At 74.5% G+C, this 22,723-nt stretch carries 21 protein-coding genes; 12 read left to right on the top strand and 9 right to left on the bottom strand.

What is annotated here, in order from left to right:
- Positions 1-15 precede the first annotated feature (15 nt).
- Both AB6L24_RS01390 and AB6L24_RS01385 read left to right on the top strand, forming a co-directional pair.
- Positions 16-1,473: an MDR family MFS transporter gene (locus tag AB6L24_RS01390; protein WP_405651044.1), complete on the top strand. Its 1,458-nt coding sequence runs from the start codon at positions 16-18 to the stop codon at positions 1,471-1,473.
- A 135-nt stretch (positions 1,474-1,608) separates the two neighbouring features.
- On the top strand, positions 1,609-2,334 hold the full coding sequence (locus AB6L24_RS01385) for a transporter substrate-binding domain-containing protein (RefSeq protein ID WP_405651042.1): 726 nt from the start codon (positions 1,609-1,611) through the stop codon (positions 2,332-2,334).
- Positions 2,335-2,350: 16 nt separating this feature from the next.
- Here AB6L24_RS01385 and fes read toward each other — a convergent pair whose 3' ends face one another.
- The gene (fes, locus tag AB6L24_RS01380) at positions 2,351-3,568 is read right to left on the bottom strand and encodes an enterochelin esterase (protein ID WP_405651040.1); all 1,218 of its coding nucleotides are present in this window, start codon (positions 3,566-3,568) and stop codon (positions 2,351-2,353) included.
- Between the two features lie 71 nt (positions 3,569-3,639).
- A complete protein-coding gene (gene fhuB, locus AB6L24_RS01375; protein ID WP_405651038.1) occupies positions 3,640-6,183 on the bottom strand; it encodes a Fe(3+)-hydroxamate ABC transporter permease FhuB in 2,544 nt (847 codons plus the stop codon).
- A 105-nt stretch (positions 6,184-6,288) separates the two neighbouring features.
- On the opposite strand from fhuB, the gene dhbA reads away from it, so the two are divergent.
- From dhbA to AB6L24_RS01325, 10 genes are all read left to right on the top strand, one after another.
- Entirely contained in the window at positions 6,289-7,113 is an 825-nt protein-coding gene (gene dhbA, locus AB6L24_RS01370) for a 2,3-dihydro-2,3-dihydroxybenzoate dehydrogenase (RefSeq protein ID WP_405651036.1), read from the top strand.
- A gap of 132 nt (positions 7,114-7,245) precedes the next feature.
- Positions 7,246-8,454: an isochorismate synthase DhbC gene (gene dhbC, locus AB6L24_RS01365; RefSeq protein ID WP_405651034.1), complete on the top strand. Its 1,209-nt coding sequence runs from the start codon at positions 7,246-7,248 to the stop codon at positions 8,452-8,454.
- The gene (locus AB6L24_RS01360; RefSeq protein WP_405651033.1) at positions 8,451-10,136 is read left to right on the top strand and encodes a (2,3-dihydroxybenzoyl)adenylate synthase; all 1,686 of its coding nucleotides are present in this window, start codon (positions 8,451-8,453) and stop codon (positions 10,134-10,136) included. Before dhbC ends, AB6L24_RS01360 begins: the two co-directional genes overlap by 4 nt.
- Before the next feature lie 26 nt (positions 10,137-10,162).
- Positions 10,163-10,795, top strand: coding sequence for an isochorismatase family protein (locus AB6L24_RS01355; RefSeq protein ID WP_405651031.1), 633 nt, complete (start codon positions 10,163-10,165; stop codon positions 10,793-10,795).
- On the top strand, positions 10,792-11,037 hold the full coding sequence (locus AB6L24_RS01350; protein ID WP_380850925.1) for a phosphopantetheine-binding protein: 246 nt from the start codon (positions 10,792-10,794) through the stop codon (positions 11,035-11,037). Before AB6L24_RS01355 ends, AB6L24_RS01350 begins: the two co-directional genes overlap by 4 nt.
- 91 nt (positions 11,038-11,128) lie before the next feature.
- On the top strand, positions 11,129-12,139 hold the full coding sequence (locus AB6L24_RS01345) for a phosphotransferase family protein (RefSeq protein ID WP_405651029.1): 1,011 nt from the start codon (positions 11,129-11,131) through the stop codon (positions 12,137-12,139).
- An 86-nt stretch (positions 12,140-12,225) separates the two neighbouring features.
- Positions 12,226-12,408 (top strand): hypothetical protein, encoded by a 183-nt coding sequence (locus AB6L24_RS01340; RefSeq protein WP_405651027.1) that lies wholly within the window; start codon positions 12,226-12,228, stop codon positions 12,406-12,408.
- The gene (locus tag AB6L24_RS01335) at positions 12,405-13,199 is read left to right on the top strand and encodes a hypothetical protein (protein WP_405651025.1); all 795 of its coding nucleotides are present in this window, start codon (positions 12,405-12,407) and stop codon (positions 13,197-13,199) included. The genes AB6L24_RS01340 and AB6L24_RS01335 overlap by 4 nt, the downstream gene beginning before the upstream one ends.
- Complete coding sequence (locus AB6L24_RS01330) at positions 13,196-14,128, top strand: DUF6895 family protein (protein ID WP_405651023.1); 933 nt, start codon at positions 13,196-13,198, stop codon at positions 14,126-14,128. Before AB6L24_RS01335 ends, AB6L24_RS01330 begins: the two co-directional genes overlap by 4 nt.
- Entirely contained in the window at positions 14,125-15,198 is a 1,074-nt protein-coding gene (locus AB6L24_RS01325) for a serine hydrolase domain-containing protein (protein WP_405651021.1), read from the top strand. Before AB6L24_RS01330 ends, AB6L24_RS01325 begins: the two co-directional genes overlap by 4 nt.
- On the opposite strand, the gene AB6L24_RS01320 is transcribed toward AB6L24_RS01325, so the two are convergent.
- From AB6L24_RS01320 to AB6L24_RS01290, 7 genes are all read right to left on the bottom strand, one after another.
- Positions 15,195-16,121 carry a branched-chain amino acid transaminase gene (locus AB6L24_RS01320; RefSeq protein ID WP_405651019.1) on the bottom strand — a complete coding sequence of 309 codons (927 nt, stop codon included), beginning with the start codon at positions 16,119-16,121 and terminating at the stop codon, positions 15,195-15,197. The two genes, AB6L24_RS01325 and AB6L24_RS01320, sit on opposite strands and share 4 nt — an antisense overlap.
- Positions 16,122-16,177: 56 nt before the next feature.
- Positions 16,178-17,314 carry an Ldh family oxidoreductase gene (locus AB6L24_RS01315; protein WP_405651017.1) on the bottom strand — a complete coding sequence of 379 codons (1,137 nt, stop codon included), beginning with the start codon at positions 17,312-17,314 and terminating at the stop codon, positions 16,178-16,180.
- Positions 17,315-17,328: 14 nt separating this feature from the next.
- Complete coding sequence (locus tag AB6L24_RS01310; RefSeq protein WP_405651015.1) at positions 17,329-18,333, bottom strand: diiron oxygenase; 1,005 nt, start codon at positions 18,331-18,333, stop codon at positions 17,329-17,331.
- Between the two features lie 3 nt (positions 18,334-18,336).
- Positions 18,337-19,461 carry an EamA family transporter gene (locus AB6L24_RS01305; protein WP_405651012.1) on the bottom strand — a complete coding sequence of 375 codons (1,125 nt, stop codon included), beginning with the start codon at positions 19,459-19,461 and terminating at the stop codon, positions 18,337-18,339.
- On the bottom strand, positions 19,368-20,693 hold the full coding sequence (locus tag AB6L24_RS01300) for a KamA family radical SAM protein (protein ID WP_405651010.1): 1,326 nt from the start codon (positions 20,691-20,693) through the stop codon (positions 19,368-19,370). The genes AB6L24_RS01305 and AB6L24_RS01300 overlap by 94 nt, the downstream gene beginning before the upstream one ends.
- Complete coding sequence (locus AB6L24_RS01295) at positions 20,690-21,400, bottom strand: TauD/TfdA family dioxygenase (RefSeq protein WP_405651008.1); 711 nt, start codon at positions 21,398-21,400, stop codon at positions 20,690-20,692. Before AB6L24_RS01295 ends, AB6L24_RS01300 begins: the two co-directional genes overlap by 4 nt.
- A 253-nt stretch (positions 21,401-21,653) precedes the next feature.
- Entirely contained in the window at positions 21,654-22,538 is an 885-nt protein-coding gene (locus tag AB6L24_RS01290) for a helix-turn-helix transcriptional regulator (RefSeq protein WP_405651006.1), read from the bottom strand.
- Between the last annotated feature and the right edge of the window lie 185 nt (positions 22,539-22,723).

The raw sequence follows: 22,723 nt of genomic DNA, 5'->3' as shown, positions 1-22,723 counted from the left end.
GTGAAGGATTCCGAGGTGCACCCCGAGAAGGACAGCTCCGGCCGCCCACGCCTGCTCTCGCCGCGAGCCGCCGTCGTGATCGTCTACGTGGCCGCGATGTGCATGAACGGCCTGGACTCCACGATCGTCAACCCGGCCCTGTTCACCATCGCCGAGGACTTCGGCCGTCCCGTCTCCGCCGCCAACGCCGTCGAGACGGCCTTCCTCGTCGCCCTCGCCCTGACCCTGCCCGTCGCCGGCTGGCTCGGCGACCGCTGCGGCACCAAGCGCGTGTTCCTCGGCTCGCTCGCGGTCTTCACCGCCGCCTCCGCGCTGTGCGGCCTCGCCCAGGACCTGCCGACGCTCATCGCGGCCCGCGCGGTGCAGGGCCTCGCGGGCGGCCTGCTCACCCCGGTCGGCATGACCCTGCTGTTCCGGACCTACGCCCCGCACGAACGCGGCAAGCTGGCCAAGGCGCTCATCGTCCCCACCGCCCTCATGCCCGCGCTCGGCCCGCCGCTCGGCGGCCTGCTCACCGAACACGCCTCCTGGCACTGGTTGTTCTTCGTGAACGTGCCCGTCGGCCTCGCCGCGCTCCTCATCGGCGTCCTCGGCCTGCGCGAGCACGTCGAGGGCACCGAAGGACCCTTCGACCGCACCGGCTTCTGGCTGGCGACGCCGGGCCTCGGCCTGCTGACGTACGCCCTCGGGTACGGGCCCGCGCACGGCTGGAGCAGCCCGCCGGTGGCCGCCGCCGGAGTCGTCGGCGCGGCCCTCCTCGTCGCCGCGGTCCGCCACCTGAGGCGCACCCCCGAACCTCTGCTGCGCCTCGGCCTGTTCACCGACCGCAACTACGGGACGGCCTCGGTGCTCGCGGTCCTCACCGCCGCCGGACTCATGGGCCTGCTCTTCGTCTTCCCGCTGCTCTACCAGGCCGCTCTGGGCGCCTCCGCGCTCGACGCCGGGCTCAGCGTGTTCCCCGAGGCGCTCGGCCTGATGCTGGCCTCCCAGCTCGTGGACCGGCTCCTGCCGCGCCTCGGCCCCCGCCGCCTCACCGTGCCCGCGCTGCTCCTCGCCACCGTCGTCTTCGCCCTCCTCGGCGTGCCCGGCGTCGCCGACGACGAGTGGGCCGTGCGCGTCCTGATGTTCCTGGTCGGCCTGGTCCTCGGCACCGCCGTACTCACCGTGCAGCTCGCCGGGTTCGAGTCGATCGCCCCGTCCGACATGGGCCAGGCCATGGGCCTCTTCCAGATCGTGCGGACCCTCGGCGGAGCCGTCGGCATCGCGCTGTGCGCCGCCGTGATCGGAGGCGGCGGTCACGGCGGCACCCCGGACGCCGGACCGTTCCGGGCGGCGGTGTGGGGGACGGCGGCGCTGGTCGCGGTGGGCGCGCTGGTGGCCCTGCGCCTCCCGGCCGACGCGCCGCAGCCGCCGCCCTTCGAGGACGAGTCGGAGGACGTGGAGCGGGCGGAGGGGGACGCGGTGGTGGCCTGAGTCGTCCTGGTCCGGGCATCGCCGCGTGGCGCGGGTGTGACATGTCGTCCCCGCGCCCGCGACGGTGCCCGGACCACCGCGGCAAGGCAGGGTCCGCGCGGTGGGTGTCCGTCGACCGTTCCTACACTCGGCCCCATGGAGATCACCGATATCGCCGCCCTCGCCCGCGACCTCGCCCCCACCGGCGTACTGCGCGCTTCCGTCAATCTCGGCAATCCCGTGCTCGCCCAGGGCACCCCGGACGCGCCCGGCGGCGTCACGGTCGACCTCGCCGGTGAAGTGGCCCGGCGCCTCGGCCTGCCCGTGGAGTTCCAGTGCTTCGACGCGGCCCGCAAGTCCTACGAGGCCATGGCCTCCGGCCGCGCCGACCTGTGCTTCCTCGCCGTCGAACCGGCCCGCGAGGCGGAGATCGCGTTCACCGCTCCGTACGTGCACATCGAGGGCGTGTACGCCGTCCCGGCCGGGTCCGCGCTGCGGACACCGGAGGACGTGGACAGCGCGGGCGTCCGCGTCGGCGTGAAGCAGGGCTCCGCCTACGACCTGTTCCTGACGCGCACCCTGCGCCACGCCACCGTGGTCCGGGGCAGCGACGGCGTCGACGCCTTCCACGCCGAGAAGCTGGAGGTCGCCGCGGGCATCCGGCAGCCGCTGACCGCGCACGTCGCCGGGCGGCCCGAACTGCGTCTGGTGGAGCCCGCGTTCATGACCATCCGGCAGGCCGTCGGGACGACCAGGGAACGGCGTCCGGAGACGGTGCGGTTCCTGCGCGAGACGGTGGCCGAGCTGACGGCGTCCGGGTTCGTCGCCGAGGCGCTCGGCCGGTCGGGTCAGGATCCGGCGCTGGCCGCCCCCGTGGCGTGACGGACCCGTCGTCCGCTCACCGCTCCGACAGGAGAGCCGCCAGGCCGGACGCGAGGCCGCCCCGCCAACAGGCGTAGTCGTGGCCGCCGTTGAACTCCGCGTACGACACGTCGTAGCCCCGCTCCTGGAGCACGTCCCGCAGCCTGCGGTTCTCCTCCAGGAGCATCCACTCCTGGAGGCCGACCTCCAGGCGGAGCCGCACCGGTCGGTGCGGGGCGGACGCGTACTGTCCGGTCAGCCACTCGGTGCCGCGCTCGTCGTCGGGCCACCAGAACGACCCCGACTGGGACAGCGCGAGGCCGAACCGGTCCGGGCGGTGGTGCGCGGCGAACGCCGCGGTGAGGCCGCCCGCGCTCTGGCCCGCCACGACCGTGCGCTCCGGCCGCTTGTCCGTGCCGTACCGTTCCTCCGCCCACGGCAGCAACTCGTCCGCCAGCCAGTCGACGAACGCCCCGCTGCACGACAGGTCCTCCATGCGGCGGCCCATCGTGTCGACGAGCAGGGCGACGGTCGGCGGCAGCGCGCCGTCGGCGTGCAGGTTGTCGAGCATGTCGCCGACGCTCAGCACGGGACCCCACATCTCGCCGTCGAGGAGCACCGCCACGGCATACGGGCCGCTCTCCGGGGTGTGACCGGGCGGCAGGTGCGCGGTGATCCGCCGCCCCCGCACCTCGGCGTCGACGCCGCGTCCCCGGTACACGCCGGGCCTGCGGCCGGTGTGCGGCTCGGCGGGGGCGTCCTGGAGGGACAGGACGGAGGCGGGGGAGCGGCCGTCGCGGGACGGCAGGACGGGGGAGGGGTTGAGGGGGTCGGGAACCGCCGCGTCCAGGACGGCCGTCCAGGACGCCCGGTCCGTGCGCAGGACGTCGGCGCGTGCGCCGCGGTGCGGCAGGAACTGGTAGGAGGCGCGGTGGTCGGCGCGCAGTCGGTGGCTGATCGCCCAGACCGAGGTGCCCTCCACCCGGTCCATCAGATGCGCGGTCAGATCGCCGGCGTGCCGGGCCCGGTCGGTGACGGTGTGCAGCAGCGCGAGGACGTCCGACACGGGCGCGGCGGGATCGTCGCGCCACACGAAGGTGACCAGGCGCTGCGCGGGATCGCCCTCGGGGTCGGGCTCGACGAGCGGGGTGCCAAGGGCCTCCGCGCGGAGCCAGAACTCCGCTTCCGCGCCGACGACCTGGGCGCGGACGGCCTGGCGCAGGGCGCGCAGGAGGGGGCTGCGGGTGTCGGTCACCTGGGGGTACCTCTCATGGGTGGAGCGGGGTGGGGGAAGGCGGGGTCGTGGTGTCGGGTGAGGGTGCCGTCTCAGACGCGGGTCGCCGCGGAGCGGCCGAGGAGGACCCAGAGCAGGAACGGTCCGCCCAGGACGGTCGTCACGATGCCCACGGGCAGTTCGGAGCCGGAGAACGCGATCCGCCCGAGCGTGTCGGCGGCGACCACGAGGACGGCCCCGGTGAGCATCGAGCCGATCAACGGCACCCGCAGCGGCCCGGCGAGCCGCGACGCGATCACCGGTGAGGCCAGCGCCACGAAGCCGACGGGACCGCAGACGCCGACGGCCAGACCGGCCAGCGCCACCGCGAGCAGCAGACAGACGACGCGGGTACGGGCGGGGGCCGAACCCAGGGACGCGGCGGTGTCGTCGTCGAACCGCAGCACCGCCAGATGCCGGGCGACGGCAAGCGCCACCGGGATCAGCACCGCGAGGCCGATGAGCACCGGCACGGCGACGGAGTAGCCCCGTCCGTTGAGGCTCCCGGAGGTCCACACGTACAGCGAACTGGCCGAGTTGAGAGAGCGCCGGGACAGCACGACCTGGGTGACGGCGGAGGCGAGGGCCGACATCGCGAGGCCCACGACCAGGACCCGGTAGCCGCGCTGGCCCACGCCGCCGGACACAGCGGTCACCACGATCACGGCGACCAGCGCGCCGAGCGGCCCCGCCCACCAGGCGCCGAACGAGCCGGACGCGCTGAGGGTGGCGGAGAGCAGCACGGCCGCGGTGGCGCCGTCGTTGACGCCGAGGAGTTCGGGGGTGGCGAGGCGGTTGCGGGCCAGGGTCTGGGTGAGGCAGCCCGCGAGGCCGAGCGCGGCGCCCGCGACGAGCCCGGCGACGATCCGGCCGAGCCGGAACTTCTGCACGAGCAGCACGTCGAAGCGGTCGCCCTGGCCGAGGACGGCGTGGAAGGTGCGGGAGATGCCCATGTCGCTCTGCCCGGCGTACGCGGACAGGACGACGGCGCAGGCGAGGAGGGCGGCGAGGCCGAGGGCGGCGACGGCGGGGCGGCGCGCCACGAGGAACGACATCGGGCCGGTGCGCAGGGCCATGAGGCCGTCGGTGCGTTCGGGGCGGAGGGGGCGGGTGGGGGTGGTGGGCTTCTTGGGGTTGCCACGCTGACCGGGGTTGCCACGCTGACCGGGGGTGCCGGGGGTGCCAGGGGTGTTGGGACGGTCCGGGTCCTTGGCGTCTGTGGTGCCGCCTTGCCCATCGGTGCGGCCCGTGCGGCCCGCGCGCGCGACGCGCGACGCCAACGCCCGCAGCGGCCCCCCGAGTCGCCTCCTGCCGCCCCCCGTCTCCTCCGCCGCCGGGTCCGTCATCCCCATTGTCGCGAGCTGCTTGGAGCGCACGATGCCGATGAGCACGGGCGCGCCGATGAGCGCGACGATGACGGACACGGGCGCCTCGAAGGGCCGGGACACCACGCGGGCGGCGATGTCGGCGGTGGTGAGGACACCGGCGCCGACGAGCCCCGCGAGGACCAGGCGCACCGCGAGCCGGGGTCCGGCCAGGGAGCGGGCCACGAACCCGGCGAGCAGGCCGAGGAAGGAGATGGGGCCCGCGAGCGCCACGGCCGCGGCGGTGAGCAGTGTCACGGCGACGGCGACGACGGTACGGGTGATCGAAGGGCGGTGGCCGAGGCCGCGGGCCAGGTCGTCGCCGAGGGCCAGCGCCGAGAGGGGCCGGACGACCAGCGCGGCGACGAGCAGTCCGACGCCGAGGACCGGGGCGAGGCGGGCGAGTTCGCCGTACCCCTCGACACCGGCGAGCGAGCCGAGCACCCAGAACCGGAAACGGTCGTACGTCTCGGCGGAGTTGACGACGATGACGCTGGTGAGCCCGCCGAAGGTGGCTCCGAGCGCCGACCCGGCGAGCACGAGCCGCATCGGGGAGCCGCCGCCGCGCCCGGCGATGAGCAGCACCAGGGCGCTGGCGACGACAGCGCCGACGAACGCGCAGACGAGGTAGGCGTATCCGGAGTCGAACCCGAGGAGCGCGATCCCGGCGACGACGCCCAGGGAGGCGCCCGCGTTCACCCCGAGCAGTCCCGTCTCGGCGAGGGGGTTGCGGGTGACGGCCTGCAGGAGGCACCCGGCCACGCCGAGCGCGGTGCCGACGAGGACGGCGGTGAGGGTGCGGGGCAGCCGCAGGTCGCCGATGACGAGGGCGAGCCGCGAGTCGTCACGGGCGCCGCCGCGGTTCAGGAGGTAGTCCAGGGCGCCGCTCGCGCCGACCTCACCGGCCCCGATGGACAGGGACAGGGCGCACAGCACCAGGAGGAGGACGGCGAGGCCCGCGAGCCAGAGGTGGATCCGGCGCCGCGGGCGGTCCGGACGGGCGCGGTCCGGGGCGGACGGCCGGTCGATGGTCGGGCCCGCCTTCTCGTGCGCGGCGTCCTGATTCTCGTGCGCGGCGTCCGGCCCCGTCTCCCGTACGACCCCCGCCACCGCCGACGGCGCGTCCCCGGCAGTGGCCGAAACGCGATCCTGTGCGGGTGTATCGGCCAACTGCCCCGGTGGGGGGTCCTCTTCGGCTGCGGGATGTGACGTACCCGTGTGCTGCGACTGCATGAAGTGAGGTTAGCCTAACCAAACAAGCCAACCGCGGCGGGGCGGCGTCCCGCGCTCGACTCATCTAAGGTTAGGCTTACCTAAGAACAACGGGGGGAGTTGATCATGCCCGTACCCATATCCGGCGACCGCACGGAACTGGCCGACCGGACCGCCCTGGTCACCGGGGCCGGACAAGGAATCGGCGCAGCCGTGGCCCGGCTGCTGGCCGCCGAGGGCGCCCACGTCCTGGCCACCGACCGCACCGCGGCCGGCCTGGAAGAGCTGGCCGCCGAGCCGGTGGGCGACCCGCCCCCGGGTGCCGCCACCCGTGCGGGCACCATCACCGCGCAGGTCATGGACGTCACGGACGCCGCGGCCGTCGAAGCCGCCGTGAACGCCGTCGAACGCGACCGCGGCCCGCTCGACATCCTGGTCAACGTGGCCGGAATCCTTCGCCCGGGTCCGGCGGTTCGCCTCAGCGACGAGGACTGGGCGGACACCTTCGCCGTGAACACCACCGGCGTCTTCCACACCTCCCGCGCCGTCGGGACCCGCATGGCAGCGCGCGGCGGCGGCAGCATCGTCACCGTCGGCTCCAACGCGGCCGGAGTGCCCCGCACCGGCATGGCCGCCTACGCCGCCTCCAAGGCCGCCGCGGCCATGTACACCAAGTGCCTCGGCCTCGAACTCGCCCGCAGCGGCGTGCGCTGCAACATCGTCGCCCCCGGCTCCACCGACACCGCGATGCAACGCGCCCTGTGGACCGACGAGGAGGCCCCGCAGCGGGTCGTCGACGGTGACCCCGCGACCTTCCGCACCGGCATCCCGCTGGGCCGCATCGCCGCGCCCCACGACATCGCGGAGGCGGTCCTCTTCCTCGCCTCCGACCGGGCGCGGCACATCACGATGCAAGAGCTCTACGTCGACGGCGGCGCCACCCTGCGCTGACGCGCCGCCGCCCCCTCGCACCCGCACGTCCGCCGCCATCGGCAGGACACAGGTACCCCTCACCCACCCCCCCCCGCACCCGCGGCCGTACCTCCCACCGGAGGCACGGGCCCGGGAGAAACGGAGCCCTCCGTGTCGACGGCACCCGATGTCGCCACACACGTCCCCGCCCTGGCCGACCCGGCCCATCCCGCCGTAGGAGCCGCCACCGCGCTCCTCGCCGACTACCGGCCGGGCGCCCGCTTCCTCGGTACCCCCACCCGCACCCTGCTCGGGCAGGGCGCGCACAGTGAAGTGCCGCACGACGAGAGACCGTTGGCGGCGCGGGTCGCCCAGACGCTCGGGCAGGCCCGCGCGGACGGGGCCGAGTCGCCCGTCGTCATCGGGGCGGTGCCGTTCGACCAGAGCGCCCCGGCCGCCCTCGCGGTGCCCGCGGCCCTGCGCACCGCGCCGCCGCTGGCCGCCGACCCGCTGATCGCGCTGCCCGCCGAGGCGCCCGCCCGCGCGGACTGGCGCATCCGCCAGGTCCCGGCCCCCGAGGTGTACGGCGCGTCCGTGGCCGCCGCCGTCGACCGCATGTGGCGCGGCGAGTTCAGCAAGGTCGTCCTCGCCCGCACCCTCGAACTCGAGTGCGCCGAGCCCCTCGACGTCCCCGCCATGCTCCAGCGCCTGGCCCGGCGCGACGCCGGCGGCTACACCTTCGCCCTGCCGACAGGACCGGCCCGCACGCTCATCGGCGCGAGCCCGGAGCTGCTCGTGTCCCGGCGCGGGCGGCGCGTCATCGCCAACCCCCTCGCCGGCTCCATACCGCGCAGCGACGACCTCGCCGAGGACGTGCGCCGGGCGGCCGCGCTCCTGCAGTCCGCCAAGGACCTGCACGAGCACGCCGTCGTCGTGGACGCCGTCCACCAGGCCCTCGCGCCCTTCTGCGCGGACATGACCGTCCCCGCGAAGCCCACCCTGATCCGTACCGCCGCCATGTGGCACCTGTCGACGACCGTCACCGGCACCCTCGCGGGCCCGGGCGCCTCCGCCCTCGAACTGGCCTGCGCACTGCACCCGACGCCCGCCGTCTGCGGCACGCCCACCGACACGGCGCGCGACGTCATCCGCGACAGCGAGCCCTTCGACCGCGGCTTCTTCACCGGCATGGTCGGCTGGGGCGACGCCGCGGGCGACGGCGAATGGGTCGTCACCATCCGCTGCGCGGAGGCCGAGCGCGACTCCCTGCGCCTGTTCGCGGGCGCGGGCGTCGTCGCCGCGTCCGAGCCGGAGGCCGAGACGGCCGAGACCGCCGCCAAGTTCCGTACCTTCCTCGCCGCCGTGGGGGCCGAGCTGTGACCGTCGCGTCCGACGCCGCACGGGAAGCCCAGGCGCCCACCTGGCCGCGGGAGTTCGCCGAGCGCTACCGCGCCGCGGGCTGGTGGCGCGGCGAGACCTTCGGGGGCGTGCTGCGGACACGGGCCGCCGCGCACCCCGACCGGATCGCCGTCGTCGACCCCGCCACCGACCGCCGCTGGACCTACGGCGAACTCGACACGCGCGCCGACCGGCTCGCCGCCGGACTGCTCGCCCGCGGCATCACGGCGGGCGACCGCGTGGTGGTGCAGCTGCCCAACATCGCCGAGTTCTTCGAAGTGGTCTTCGCGCTGTTCCGCGTCGGTGCGCTGCCGGTGTTCGCGCTGCCCGCGCACCGCGAGACGGAGATCGCCTACTTCTGCCGCTTCACCGAGGCCGCCGCCTACGTCATCGCCGCCGAACACGGAGGCTACGACTACCGGACGCTCGCCGCGAAGGTCCGCGCCGAGGTGCCCACGCTGCGGCACGTGTGGGTGGCCCAGGGCGAGGCGGGCGAGTTCGAGGCCCTCGCCGACGTGCCCGTCGACCCCGCCGAGTCGCTGGACCCGGCCGGACCCGCCCCGCACGACCTCGCGTTCCTCCAACTGTCGGGCGGCTCCACCGGCGTGCCCAAGCTCATCCCGCGCACCCACGACGACTACATCTACTCGCTGTGGGGCTCCAACGAGCTGTGCGGCGTCGACGAGCACAGCGTCTATCTGTGCGCGCTGCCCGCCGCCCACAACTTCCCGCTGTCCTCACCGGGAACCCTCGGCGCGCTCTACGCCGGCGCCCGCGTCGTGCTCTGCCCGCAGCCCGCGCCCGAGACCGCCTTCCCGCTGATCGAGCGCGAGGGCGTCACCCTCACCGGCCTCGTGCCGCCGCTCGCGCTGGTGTGGACGGAGGCCGCCGCGACCACGACCCACGACCTCACCAGCCTCGACGTCCTGCTCGTGGGCGGCGCCAAGTTCAGCGAGGAGGCGGCCCGGCGGGTGCGGCCCGCGCTCGGCTGCACCCTCCAGCAGGTCTTCGGGATGGCCGAGGGGCTCGTCAACTACACGCGCCTGGACGACCCCGAGGAGACCGTCGTCACCACGCAGGGCCGTCCCATCTCCCCGGACGACGAGATCCGGATCGTCGACGACGAGGACAACGACCTGCCCGTCGGCGCCACCGGCCATCTGCTGACCCGCGGGCCCTACACCATCCGCGGCTACTGGAACGCGCCCGAGCACAACGCGCGTTCCTTCACCGCCGACGGGTTCTACCGCACCGGCGACATCGTCCGGCTCACCGAGACGGGTCACCTGGTCGTCGAGGGCCGCGCCAAGGACCAGATCAACCGGGGCGGCGAGAAGATCGCCGCCGAGGAGATCGAGAACCATCTCCTCGCCCACCCCGCCGTCCACGACGCCAACGTCGTCGGCGAACCCGACCCGTACCTCGGCGAACGCACCTGCGCCTACGTGATCCTGAAGGCGGGCGCCGAGCCCCTCAAGCCCGTCGCCGTCAAACGCTTCGTGCGCGAGCGCGGCCTCGCGGCGTACAAGGTGCCCGACCGCGTGGAGTTCGTGGACGCGTTCCCGCAGACCGGAGTCGGGAAGATCTCCAAGAAGGACCTCAGGGCGGGTGCCGCGGACACCGGCCCCACCGACCCCGCCGGGCCCCGCCCCGGCACCCTCTGACCAGCCGAAACGGAAAACCCAGCATCATGGCCCTGCCCGCCATCACCCCCTACCCCCTGCCGACCGCCGCCGAGCTGCCGGCCAACCGCGTCGACTGGAAGGTCGACCCGGACCGCGCCGTGCTCCTCGTGCACGACCTGCAGAACTACTTCCTGTCCGCGTACGACACCGAGGCCGCGCCCGTCCCCGGACTCCTGGCCAACGTACGCGGCCTCAAGGAGCGCGCGGCCACCCTCGGCGTGCCCGTGCTGTACACCGCCCAGCCCGGCGGGCAGACCCCCGAGCAGCGCGGCCTCCAGCAGGACTTCTGGGGCTCGGGGCTCCCGGACGACCCGCAGGCCGCCGCCATCGCCGACGCCGTCGCGCCCGCACCCGGGGACAAGGTCCTCACGAAGTGGAAGTACAGCGGGTTCGTCCGCACCGACCTGGAGGACCAGCTGCGCGCCCTCGGCCGCGACCAGCTGGTCATCACGGGGATCTACGCCCACATCGGCGTCCTGATGACGGCCTGCGACGCGTGGATGCGGGACATCCAGGCGTTCGTCGTCGCCGACGCCGTCGCGGACTTCTCCGCCGACGACCACGCGATGGCGCTGCGCTGGGCCGCCGGGCGCTGCGCCGTGGTGACCACCACCGACTCCGTCCTCGAAGGGATCTGACCGCCGTGACCCCGACCCTGACCCTGGACCAGCTCCGCCGGGACATCGCCGACGTGCTCGGAGAGGAGCCCGCCGACATCCCCCTCGACGAGAACCTCGTCGACTACGGTCTCGACTCGGTGCGCCTGATGACGCTGGTCGGGCGCTGGCGCGAGACGTACGGCGTGGACGTGGCGCTCACCGACCTCGCCGAGCGGCCCGCCATCGAGGAGTGGGCGGCGCTGCTCAAACTCTCCGCCTGACGCCGGGGAAGATCCGCTTCCCCGTACGCTTGCGCGGCGGGCGCGCCACGCCAAGTGCCCGCCGCCGCACGGGGGTTGCTAGCGTGCGGACATGAAGGCGTTTCCTGAAAATCTACGAAATGAAACCCTCTCACGCGGTCTCGCGGCCTACGGCATCACACCCACCGCCCTGACCTACGCGCCCGTCGGCTTCGGCGACCACCACTGGAACGTCACCGGCGGCGACGGGCGCGAGTGGTTCGTCACCGTCTCCGACCTGGAGCACAAGGCGCACTGCGGCGCGGACGCCACGACGGCGGGCGTCGGGCTGCGCCGGGCCATGGACACGGCGCTGACACTGCGCGCACACGACGGCCTGGACTTCGTCGTCGCCCCCGTCGAGGCCACGGACGGCGGCTCGGTGGTGCCGCTGGGGGAGCGGTACGCCCTCACGGTCTTCCCCCATGTCACGGGCCGCACCGGCGAGTTCGGCGACCGGCTCGACGACGCGGACCGCGACCGCGTCCTCGGCGTGCTCGCACGACTGCACGGCGCCACGCCCCCCGCCACCACGCCGGCCACCACCCTGGAGCCCGCCGGACTCACCGGCGTCCACGCGGCCCTTGACGACCTCACCGGCACCTGGTCCGGCGGCCCGTACGCCGAACCGGCCCGCCGGCTGCTCGCCGCCCACGCCACCACCCTGCGCGCCCGCACGGCCGAGTTCGACGCGCTCGCCGACCGGGTGCGCCGCGGCGGCGCCCCTCTCGTGGTCACACATGGCGAGCCGCACCCCGGCAACCTCATCCAAGGCGCGGACGGTTACCTGCTCGTGGACTGGGACACGGTCGGACTCGCCCTGCCCGAACGGGACTTGTCGCTCCTCGCGGACGATCCGGTGGCGCTGGCCCACTACGCCCGGCTGACCGGCCGGACCCCTGATGCGGCCGCGCTCGCGCTCTACCGGCTGCGGTGGAGCCTGCTGGACGTGGCCGAGTTCACCGAGTGGTTCAGGGGGCCGCACGAGGAGACCGACGACACGCGGGTGGCCTGGGACGGCTTCGCGGGGACGCTGGAGCAGTTGGCCGATCGGAGCCGCGACGCCGTGATCGATTCGAACTGAACGGACAATAATGATGAATTGCCATAAACTGGGGCGAGGGTGGGCGTCACTGGATGTAGTGACGACGTCTATGTGAGGAGGCACCGATGCTTGCTCAGCACACACCGCTTCTTGTCGCTCCGACGGACACCGCGGCGCTCAGTACGGCCATGGTGGAGCCTGAGGCGGTCCTGAGCGACGCGCCGACGTACGCGCCCGAGGCAGCGGGATTCCTGCTGCTCCTCGCGCTCGTATCGCCGAAGGAGCCGAAGGAGCCGAAGGGCAAGTGAGTCCTGATCGGTCGCAGACGGCGTACGCCGCGTCCGCGGCTGACCTGGCTGTCCGTGCCCTCGATGCCCTCCGGGGCATCGAGGGCACCGCCATGGTCGCCGAGCACGTCGAGCGGGCGGACGACCCCAAGGCGGCCCTGGCCGCCATCCGGGTCGTCGGCGCCGACGCCTTCGCCCCCTACGTGCTGGCCGACGCCGCCTTCCACCCCCAGGACGCGGCCGCCGTCACCCAGTCCTTCGCCCTCTTCCCACCCCCGGTGACCACCCCCGACCCGCCGCCCGCGGGGGCCGCCGAGCCCTGGCTCGTCGCCTGGCGCGACTGGGCCATGGCCACGCTGCTCGCCCGCCTCACCGGCACGGAGGCGGACGGCGTCCTGGCGCCACGGCCGACGGGCGCCCCCGTCCTCACGGACGACACCGTGCTCACGAGCCCCGAGCGGCCGTCGGCCCCCGACGACAGCACCCCCTCCGACACCGACTGGCAGCGCTGGTCCGTCCGCATGGGCCAGCTCTCCCCGCTCGCCCTGCCCGGACTCGAAGGCCCCGTGCACACCGCGGCCCGCGCCGCCCCGCTCGCCCTCGCGCGCGGCGCCACCCGCGCCGTGCTCCGCCGCGACTTCCCCACCGCCGCGCGCATCACGCGCTGGCTCGCCCTGCTCGCCGCCGAGGGCGCCCGCATCCCGCTCGACCCCGTGCCCCTGCTCGAACACCTGCGTCTGCACGGCGGCGGCCCGCGGCTCGCGCTCGACGTCGCCATCGCCCGACGCCTGCTCGCCCTGGAGACCGCATGACGGCGTCCGTGACGCGGACCGCGCACCAAGTGAGCGCGCGGGCCCTGACCTGGCTGCACACCCACCGCGAGCTGGGCGCCCTGCCCGCCGACACCACCGCCGACCTCGGCGACCCCGACAGCGTCTACAAACCCCTCGGCGAGAGCGCTCTCGCCGCCTCGCTCGTCCTGCGCGAGTCCGCCGCAGGCGGCACCGAGCTGCGCCTCGCCCGCGAGCTGATGGACTTCTGCTGGCGGCAGTTCGGCGACGGCGACATGCTGTACGAACGGCTCCTGCGGTACTCGATGATGACCGACCCGCTGGAGACGTACGCCCCCTTCGCCCGCTGCGGCATCCGCCACGAACCCCTGGAACGGCTCCTCGCCCACACCAGCGCACTGCGCTCGGTGCGCGGCGCCGAGGTCCTGCCCAACCGCAGGCTCGCCGTCGCCAACGCGGCCCGCGTCGCGGGCCTCGACCGGGGTGCGCACGCCTACGACTGGCCGGGCCTGGCCCGCGCCACCTGGCTCGGCGCCACCCCCGAGCCCTGGCTCATCGACTGGATGACCGGCTACTGCGTCACCCACACCGTCTTCCACCTCACCGACTGGGGCGGCCACCCCGCGGGACTGCCCGACGACCTCACCGCGTACGTGGCCACCTGGCTGCCCGTGTGGATCGACATCTGGGCCGAGATCGAGCAGTGGGACCTGGTCGCCGAGCTGATGATCGTCGGCTGCTGCCTGCCCGAGCCGTACTGCGCGCCCGCCGACTGGGAGCGGCTCGCCCGCGTCCAGCACGCCGACGGCCTGGTGCCCCGCGACGGCGACCCGGTCACCGACGACCCCGGCCGCCGCTTCGAGGACCACCAGCACACCGCCGTCGTCGCCGCCATCGCCGGCACCCTCGCGGTCTCCCGCACCCTGGGCGGGGCGGCGGAGCAGCGGTGAGCCCGGGGGAGCCCGCCTGGTCGGTGAACCTGCTCGCCGCCCTGCGCGCCGCCGCGCCCGACGCCAGCGCGGTGGCCCTGGCCGTCCGCCGCGGCCCCGACCACGCCGTCCTCGCCACCGGCTCCACCGCGCTGCGCGGCGGCGCGGCCGCCGACCCCGACACCCGCTTCGAGATCGGCTCCCTCACCAAGACGTTCACCGCCCTGCTCCTGGCCGAGATGGTCGCCCGCGGCGAGGTCGCCTACGACGACCCCATCACCCGCTTCCTGCCCCGCGCCGCCGCCCCGCACCTGCGCGGCGCCCCCATCACCCTGCTGCACCTCGCCACCCACACCTCCGGCCTGCCCCGCCTTCCCCCTGGCCTGCTGCGCAGCGGGGCGACCCACTGGTTCAGCAACCCCTACGCCGCCTTCTCCGCCACCGACCTGCGCGCCGCCCTCGCCCGCACCCGGCCGCGCGCCGCCCCCGGCACCCGCGTGCGCTACTCCAACCTCGGCGTCGGCCTGCTCGGCGCCCTCCTCACCCACGCGGCCCACGGCCCCGGCGCCCCCTTCGCGCCCCTGCTCGCCGCCCGCGTCCTCGACCCGCTCGGCCTGACCCGCACCAGCTGCGCCGCCGACCAGCCGCAGGCCACCGGCCACTGGCACGGCAGGGAGCGCCCCACCTGGCAGATCCCCGCCCTGCCCGCCGCCGGAGCGGGCCGTTCCAGCGCCCGCGACCTGCTGACCTGCCTGGACGCCCTGCTCGACCCGGCCGCGGCACCCGCCGCCGTCCCCGCCACGCTGCGCACCGCGCTCGCCGACGTCACGACACCCCGCATCGCCCTGCCACGCACCGGCCGGCGTATCGCCCTCATCTGGAACATCCGGCCCCGCCCGACCCACGACCTCTACCACCACTCCGGCGGCACCCGCGGCTTCACCGCCTTCGCGGGCTTCAGCCCGCACCGGCACGTCGCGCTCGTCGCGCTCGCCAACACCGGCCCCGCCCTGACCGGGACGTTCATCCAGCGGGCGTACCTGGAGCTGTGGGCGCTCGCCCAGACCGCGCAGCCGCGCCGGGACAGTTAGGCGCGAGGGCGCGGCACGGGAGTCAGCCAGTCGGCCGACGGCGTGTTCTTGCCGGTCACCGCGTCCTGATACGCGTCCCGCAGCGCCGCCGTGACGGGCCCCGGGGCGGGCAGCGCCGTGGGGCGGTCGTCCAGGGACGCGACCGGGACGACACCGATCGCGGTGCCGGTGACGAACAGTTCGTCGGCGGTGTACGCCTCGGCGTGGGCGAGCGGCCGCTCGCGGACGGGGATCCCGGCCGCGCGCGCGAGGTCGATGACCGTGGCGCGCGTGATGCCGGGCAGGATGCCGTCCTGCACCGGAGGGGTGTGCAGGACGCCGGACCGTACGACGAAGACGTTCGCGGCCGAGCCCTCGGAGAGATGACCGGCCGACGTCAGCATCAGCGCGTCGTCGTAGCCCGCGCCGAGCGCCGCCAGCTTCGCGAGCGAGGAGTTCAGATACGCGCCCGTCGCCTTCGCGAGGGGCGGGATGGTGTCCTGGTGATTGCGCCGCCACGCGCTCGTCATCAGCCGCCAGGACCGCGCCGGCTGGTCCTCCCACGCCCACGCCGCGAGCGTGACCCGTACGACGGACAGGTCCAGGGCCACCCCCATATGGCCGTAGCCGAGATACACCAGCGGGCGGACATAGCGCGGGCCCGCCCCGCCCGCGGCGATCAGTTCCGTCGTCGCGGTGGCCAGTTCGTCCTCGGAGAAGGGGATCTCCATCCGGTACACCCGGGCGGAGCGGACGAGCCGCGCGAGATGGTCCCGCAGCCGGAAGACCGCGAGGGTGCCGTCCACCGTCGGGTGCGCGCGAATCCCCTCGTACACTGCCCAGCCGTAGTGCAGCGACTGGGTCAGGACGTGCACCGTGGCCTCGTCCCAGGCGACGAGACGGCCGTCCATCCAGATGTGTTCGGCGGGGGAGAGGGCGCTCATCGGATGCTCCTCGGCATGGGGTGCCCTTCGTCGTCGGGGTGCTGCGGGCGGGCTCGTCACGGGGCGTGGCGCGGAAGGGGGCGCAGGGTCGGCGCGGGCAGGCCGTGGCGGCGGGCGAGGCGCTCCAGGGCCCGCGTCGTCTCCACGTCCAGGGTGATCCCGGACCGTGCCGCCGCCCGCTCGCTGCGCCGCTCCGGGTCACCGGGGGAGAGCACCGCAGAGCCGCCGGCGGGCGGGGCCGCGCGGGTCGTGTCGAGCAGGTCGCGCAGCCGCCCGTCGAAGGCGTCGCGGCCGCCGAAGAACGCCGGGTCCAGGCAGAGCAGGAAGTGCGCGACGCGGCGCCCGCCCCCGGGCCCCGCCTGCTCGATGTGGTCGAGCTCCCAGTCCAGTGGGGCGTCGGCGAGCCCGGCGGTCATCAGGGCCACGACCATGCCGAGGCCCTGCCCCTTGTAGCCGGGGCCGAGCGGGGACAGGGCCGCCGCCCGGTCCGGGTCGAGGGTGGCGTGCCCCTGGCCGTCGGTGGCCCAGCCCGGGTCCAGGGGACGGCCGCGGCGGCCCCGCTCCCGTACCGTCCCCAGACACACCTGACTGGTCGCCATGTCGAGGACGAACTCGTGCTCGCCCGCCCCGGCCGCGACACTCACCGGATTGGTGCCGAGCAGCGGATCGCGCCCGTGGAACGGCGCGACGCGCGCCGACGCCGACGTCATCGCCCAACCCGCCATCCCCGCCCGGGACATGACGCGGCTGTGGATCGAGGCGGCCGCGAAGTGGTTGGAGTTGCGCACCACGACGGCCCCGACCCCGAACCGCGCGGCGCGCCGCACGGCCTCCCGCGCGCCCGCCGTCCCCGCCACCACGCCGAGCGCCGCGTCCGCGTCGAGCAGCGCCGAAGGGCCGCTCTCTTGCACGACGGCGATCCGCGGCGCCGGATTGGCGATCCGCCGCGCGAGGTCGTCCAGGTAGCCGGGCAGCAGCCGCAGGCCGTGCGTGCCGATCCCGCGCGCCGACGTCTCCACGAGGGCGTCGGCGACGAGCGCGCAGGCCTCCTCGTCCACGCCGTGCGCGCCGAGGGCACCCACCGCGACGGCGCGCGCGGCGTCCGCGTCGACGAGGTACGCCGAGGCGCCCGGGGCCCGCGCGCCCGACACGGGCCCGGACGTGCCGTGCTTCTCCTTCTCCGGCAGTGACACGGTCGCACCCCTCCTCACAGGACGTACGGCAGTTGGCCCGACACCTTCACGCTCGACCAGTCGAACTCGATCCGGTCGAGCACATCGAGTTCGGCGAGGACCTGGTGCAAGCCGCTGTAGTCCCGCAACAGCGCCGTGCGCCCCGCCGACCGGCAGTCCTGGAGCATGTCCGCGCCGCCCTCGACCCCGACGAAGCGCATGATCGCCTCCCAGGCGCGGTAGTCGTTCGCCGCGTAGGCCCGCAGCGCCCGGCACAGCGCGTCGAGCAGGAACCGCTGCTGCTCGTCGGTGAGTTGGGGGTAGAGGACCTTCAGGAGCTCGCCGCTGATCGAGCCGTGGCAGACCTCGTCGTGCCGGTGCAGCCGCGACAGCGTCACGTTCATGGGCTGCACCCCGTCGGCCTTGGCGACCAGTTCGAGGTACGCGCCGATGGACAGCTCGGTGGTGGTGGAGAACGCGAGCGTGAGCAGGCTGCGCTGCCAGCGCTCCACCGCCCGCTCGGTCAGTTCACGGTGCGTCACGGACGCGTAGGGCAACGGGAGTTGCTTCTCCTGGTACCCCTCGCCGCGCCGGGCCCGGGTCACGTCGCTCGCCATCCGGTGCATCAGGATGTGGTACTGCTCGTCGACCATGGCCTGCATCAGCGAGACCTCCAGGGCCTCGCCCCACAGGCCGGGGAACTCGCCGCGCAGGATCAGTCCGAAGGCCGGGTTGACCACGTGCGTCTCGGAGTACTCCGTGTTGCGGTTCAGGGCGATCATCGCCCAGGTGAGGATGGCCGACCGCTGCTCGGGCGCCAGCGCGGTGTACGTGGGGTGGTCGGCGAAGGGGACGATCTCCTCGGGGTAGTCGGGCAGCGCGGGGTCGAACAGGTCGAGCAGGTCCGTGTCGTCGCGCTTGACGGTGGCCCGCCGCTTCCAGTTGGCGGCGAGGCGGTGGATGACCGGGTTGTCGACGGCGCCGAACAGCACGGAGCCGAAGGCGTCCTCCTCGGAGTTGCTGACAAAGCGCTCGTCCATCGTTCAGGTTCCTCTCGGGCTCTCGTGGGGTTCTGTCACCGGGTGCCGGGGCTCCGCCGCCACCGGAAGGGGGGATCCCGCGCGCGGCGGGGGACGGACGGGCCGCGGTCCCGGGCGTGCGGACGTGCGCATCGTCCGCTGCGCGAGGGCCACCCCCGCCAGGACCGTGGCGACCCCCGCGCACTGCACGGGCGTCAGCGTCTGGCCGAGGAACAGAAACGCGGCCCCCGCACCCGCCACCACCTCCAGCGTCGCGAACAGGCTCGCCGCCGACGGCGCCAGGAACCGCTGGGCCGCGATGCCGCTGACGTACGCCACGAGCGTCGCGACGAACGCGGCCCACAGCACGACCACCCAGACGGGCGCCGACACCGACTCGTGGCGGACCGTGTCGCCGAGCATGCCGTAGGGGAAGCCCGTGACCGGCGAGACGATGTTCAGGGCGAGCGCGCCGACCGCGATGCCGAGGGCGGTCACGGTCACCGGATCGTGCTTGACCAGCGCCCGCCCCGCGACGAGGAAGCGCACCGAGAGCGCCGCCGCCGTCCCCAGTGCCGCGAGCACGCCCACCACGTCGAGCCGGAGGCGCGACCACACCTCGCCCACGAGCAGCAGCCCCACGAGCACCACGGCCGTGCCCGTCCACACGAGCCGGGGCTGCGGCACCCGCCGCACGCACCGCAGCCAGCCGACGACGATGACCGGCGCAAGGAACTGCAGCACCACGAAGACGCCGACCGGGATGCGGGCGACGGCGACACCGCACAGGGTCTGGAGTGTCGCGAAGGAGAAGACGCCGAGCACCGCGATGACACCGTAGGCCTCCCGTGCCGCGGCGACCAGCGCTCGCGGCCGGGTCAGCGCGACGAACGCGAGCAGCAGCACCGCCGCGACCGACAGGCGGGCCTGGGCGATCTCCATCGCCGTCAGGCCCGCCGAGTCGAGGACCTTGGTGGCCGGGCCGACCGTGCCGAAGGTGCAGGCGGACACGGCCGCGAGCGCGACACCCGTCGCGGAGCCCGCCGGGGAGGCGTTCAGCGCGGGCCCCCTTGTCGCACGGGCACGGGCGGCGCGTCCTGCGGGAAGAACCGCCGGTCGTGGTCCGCGGACGGCACGAGGTCGGACCACCACTGCGCGTCCGGGTCCCAGCGGGCGTGGAAGGGGCGGCCCACCAGGTCGGGGTCGCGGGCCTGGAGGAAGCGCAGCGAGAACGCCCGCTCACCGCCCGGGAGCCGCGTCGGCCCGTCCACGGTCACCTTGCCCTCGGTCGTCGACATGACAGGACCGCGCGCGGTGCGCCCGAGCCCCGAGAGCTGGGTCGTCGCGTCCCGGTGGATCTCGTACGCGCGCTGGATCGGCAGGCCGAAGTAGCGGCGCGCCCCGGTGTCCCGCTCGACGAACAGGTAGTACGGGTGGATGCCGAGGGCGAGTTGGGCGCGCCAGGAGTCCGCCCACACGCCGGGGTCGTCGTTGACGTGCCGGACGACGGGCGCCTGCGAGCGCAGTTCGGCGCCCGCCCCGCGCAGGGCGGCGACGGCGAGCCGCGTCAGGTCCGGCTCCAGCTCGCGCGGGTGCGAGACGTGCACCATCACGGCGACGTGCCGCCCCGCCCGCACGATGCGCTCCAGGAGCCGCAGCAGCGGCGCCGCGTCCGGGTCGCTCACGAGCCGCGCCGGGTGGAAGGACAGCGCCTTGGTGCCGATGCGCACCGTCGTGATGTGCTCCAGGCCCGGCCGAAGGAGCGCGTCCACGTACGGCTCCAGGAGGTCGGTGCGCATCACCAGCGGATCCCCGCCGGTGAACAGGACGTCGCTGACCTCGGGATGGTGGCGCAGATAGTCGGTGACGCGGCGCGGCCCGTCGTCGGCGATGCGCAGCCCCGGGTCGCCCACGAACTGCGCCCAGCGGAAGCAGTACGAGCAGTAGGAGTGGCAGGTCTGGCCGTGCCGCGGGAAGACGAGCGCCGTCTGGGCGTACTTGTGCTGGACGCCCTCGACCTCGCCGCCCTCGTCGAGGCGCGGGATGTTCATGGTGAGCTGCTCGCCGGGGTGCGGGTTGAGGTCGCGGCGGACGGCGGCCACGGTGGCCCGCAGCTCCGCCGGGTCCCCGAGGGCGCGCTCCACGGCCCGGAAGTGCGCCGGGTCGATCATGTCGCGGTGCGGGAAGAGCAGCCGGTACAGCGGGTCGTCGGGGGCGCTCTTCCAGTCCACCAGATGATCGATGACATGGCCGCTCACCTTGAACGGGAGCACCTGGCCGACCACGTCGACATCGTGCGCGAGCCCGGCGTCCGCGCACCGGTCGCGCACCAGGGCGGCCAGCCTGCGGCCCGACACCGTGCGGGTTCCCCGGCCGCTCATGCGGCGATCCAGTAGCGGGTGAGGTGGCGTTCGGCGTCCTCGTACGCGGAACGGGCGTGCAGCATCCGCTGGTTGTCCCAGATGAGCAGACACCCGTCGGGCACCAGGATCCGCGTGCGGTACTGGTCGAACAGCTCGCCGACGCGGCGGGCCAGGGCCGCGCCCGCACGCCCGAGCGGCAGCAGCTCGGGCTCCGGGGCGGCGTCGAGGGCGGCGTCGTAGTCGGCGGCGGTCAGCAGGTTGTAGCTGAACCGGAGCACCGGGCGGCCGTCGTCCTCCTCGTACAGCATCGGCACGGTGACGGTGCCGTCCCCCGGTCCCGGGAAGGCGAGCCGGGGCCCGGTCAGGAGGGCGTGCTCGGCCGGGCCGAGCAGCTTCTCCAGGAGCCGTCCGTCGAGCAGGTCCGTGTGGCCGCCGCCGCAGCGGGCCTGGCGGTGGCAGTACAGGGCGAGGTGGCGCGGGCTCGGGTCCCAGCCCGGGGCCTCGGTGTGGGCGCGGATCGTGTTGCGGCTCTGCGAGTAGGCGCGGCCGTCGTTGCCGGGCCGGTGCACGACCTCGTGCTCGACGGTGCCCGTGTACTGCGGCACGAACCGGCCGATGTCCTGCAGGAGTTCGATGGCGTGCCGCTGTCCGGAGAGTCCGTGCACGACGGTGTGTCCGTCGGCCTCCAGAACGGCCCGCACGCTCTCGGCGCGTGGCATGGGCATGTGGTTTCCCCCGTGGTGTCCTCCGCCGACCGCCGCTGGGCGATCGCTCGTCTCTGGGTCAAGTGGGTGCTGGGTGCCGGTGGTCAGTCGGTCCAGCCAGGCGCCGCGCGGACGTCCGCGGGACGCCGGTGGTGCGACGCAGCCTCGCAAAGGGGTCCGGGGGCCGTATTGAAGAAAACCGACCTCGCCGGGGGATGGCTCGATCCGGTATGCGACGGCCGGTGTCCGGGGAACGCGCTCGGTCGGGTGCCCGTCAGTCCGGCAGGACCAGGCTCGTCGGCCTGCGCTCGCCCCGGTCCACCTCCGCGGGGCCGCTGTGGGCGAGGGCCCGGGTGCGGGCGAACCGCGACAGGGTCCAGCCCGTCATGCCCTTGAACTCCCGGCTCAGATGGCCCTGGTCGGAGTAGCCCGCGAGGGAGGCGGCCGCCGCTCCGTTGTGCCCCTGGGACAGCAGGCCGACGGCGCTGCGCAGGCGCAGGACGCGCGCGGCGGCCTTCGGGAGCAGACCGAGCTGCTGCTCGAAGCGCCGCTCCAAGTGCCGCTCGCTCCAGCCGCATTCGCGGGCGAGGGTGTGCACGGGGATCCGGCCCGCGGTGCGGTTGAGCCGCTGCCAGGCCCACAGCACCTCCGCCGAGCCGTGCGGCCCGTCCTGGAGCCAGCTCGTGAGCGTCGTGTCCAGGAGCGCGAAGCGCGCGGCCCAGTCGGGGCACAGGCCCAGACGCTCGTCCAGGCCCCGGAACCGGCGCCCCAGCAGATCCGAGGGCTCCACCAACTGGTTGGCCAGCGCGTTCATCGGCGTACGGAAGAGCGTGTACGCCGCCCAGGGGGCGATCACCACCTCCACGCCGCTGAGCCGCCCGTCGTGCTCGCCGAGCCGGGCCCGCGACTGCATCCCGGCGTACACGGAGCTGTACGTCGACTTGGTGGCCCGCCCCGTGCCCGCGGCCTCCCACACGCTCAGGCGCTGCCCGAACAGGATCACCAACGTCGTCATGAAGTCGGGGAGTTCGAGCCGCCGCCGGGCCCTGGCCAGGTCGAACCGGAAGCCGCGGTAGCCGACGACGCCGGGCCTGAGCACGGGCGCCGGGCGGGCGGCGGCCCGCTCCCACGTTCCGTCAGGGCAGCACGTGTACCTCACCGGATCCCCCCGTCCCGTGTCCGACTCCGCCATTGTCAGCAGGAGGAGGGCGCCCCGGAGGCGGCGTTTTCGCGCCAGTGTCCCCGTCATGCGCATGCCGTTTATGCGCATGACGTGCGCTCTTCCGCGGGCGTACTTCCGCCCGTCACCCTGCATGAGCACGTAAGAGCCTGCGAGCGCACGCG

Source organism: Streptomyces sp. RK9 (genome assembly GCF_045070545.1).
GTDB lineage: Bacteria > Actinomycetota > Actinomycetes > Streptomycetales > Streptomycetaceae > Streptomyces > Streptomyces alboflavus.
Note: the sequence above shows the minus strand (reverse complement) of the source record. Positions and strands in the feature narration are given on the sequence as shown.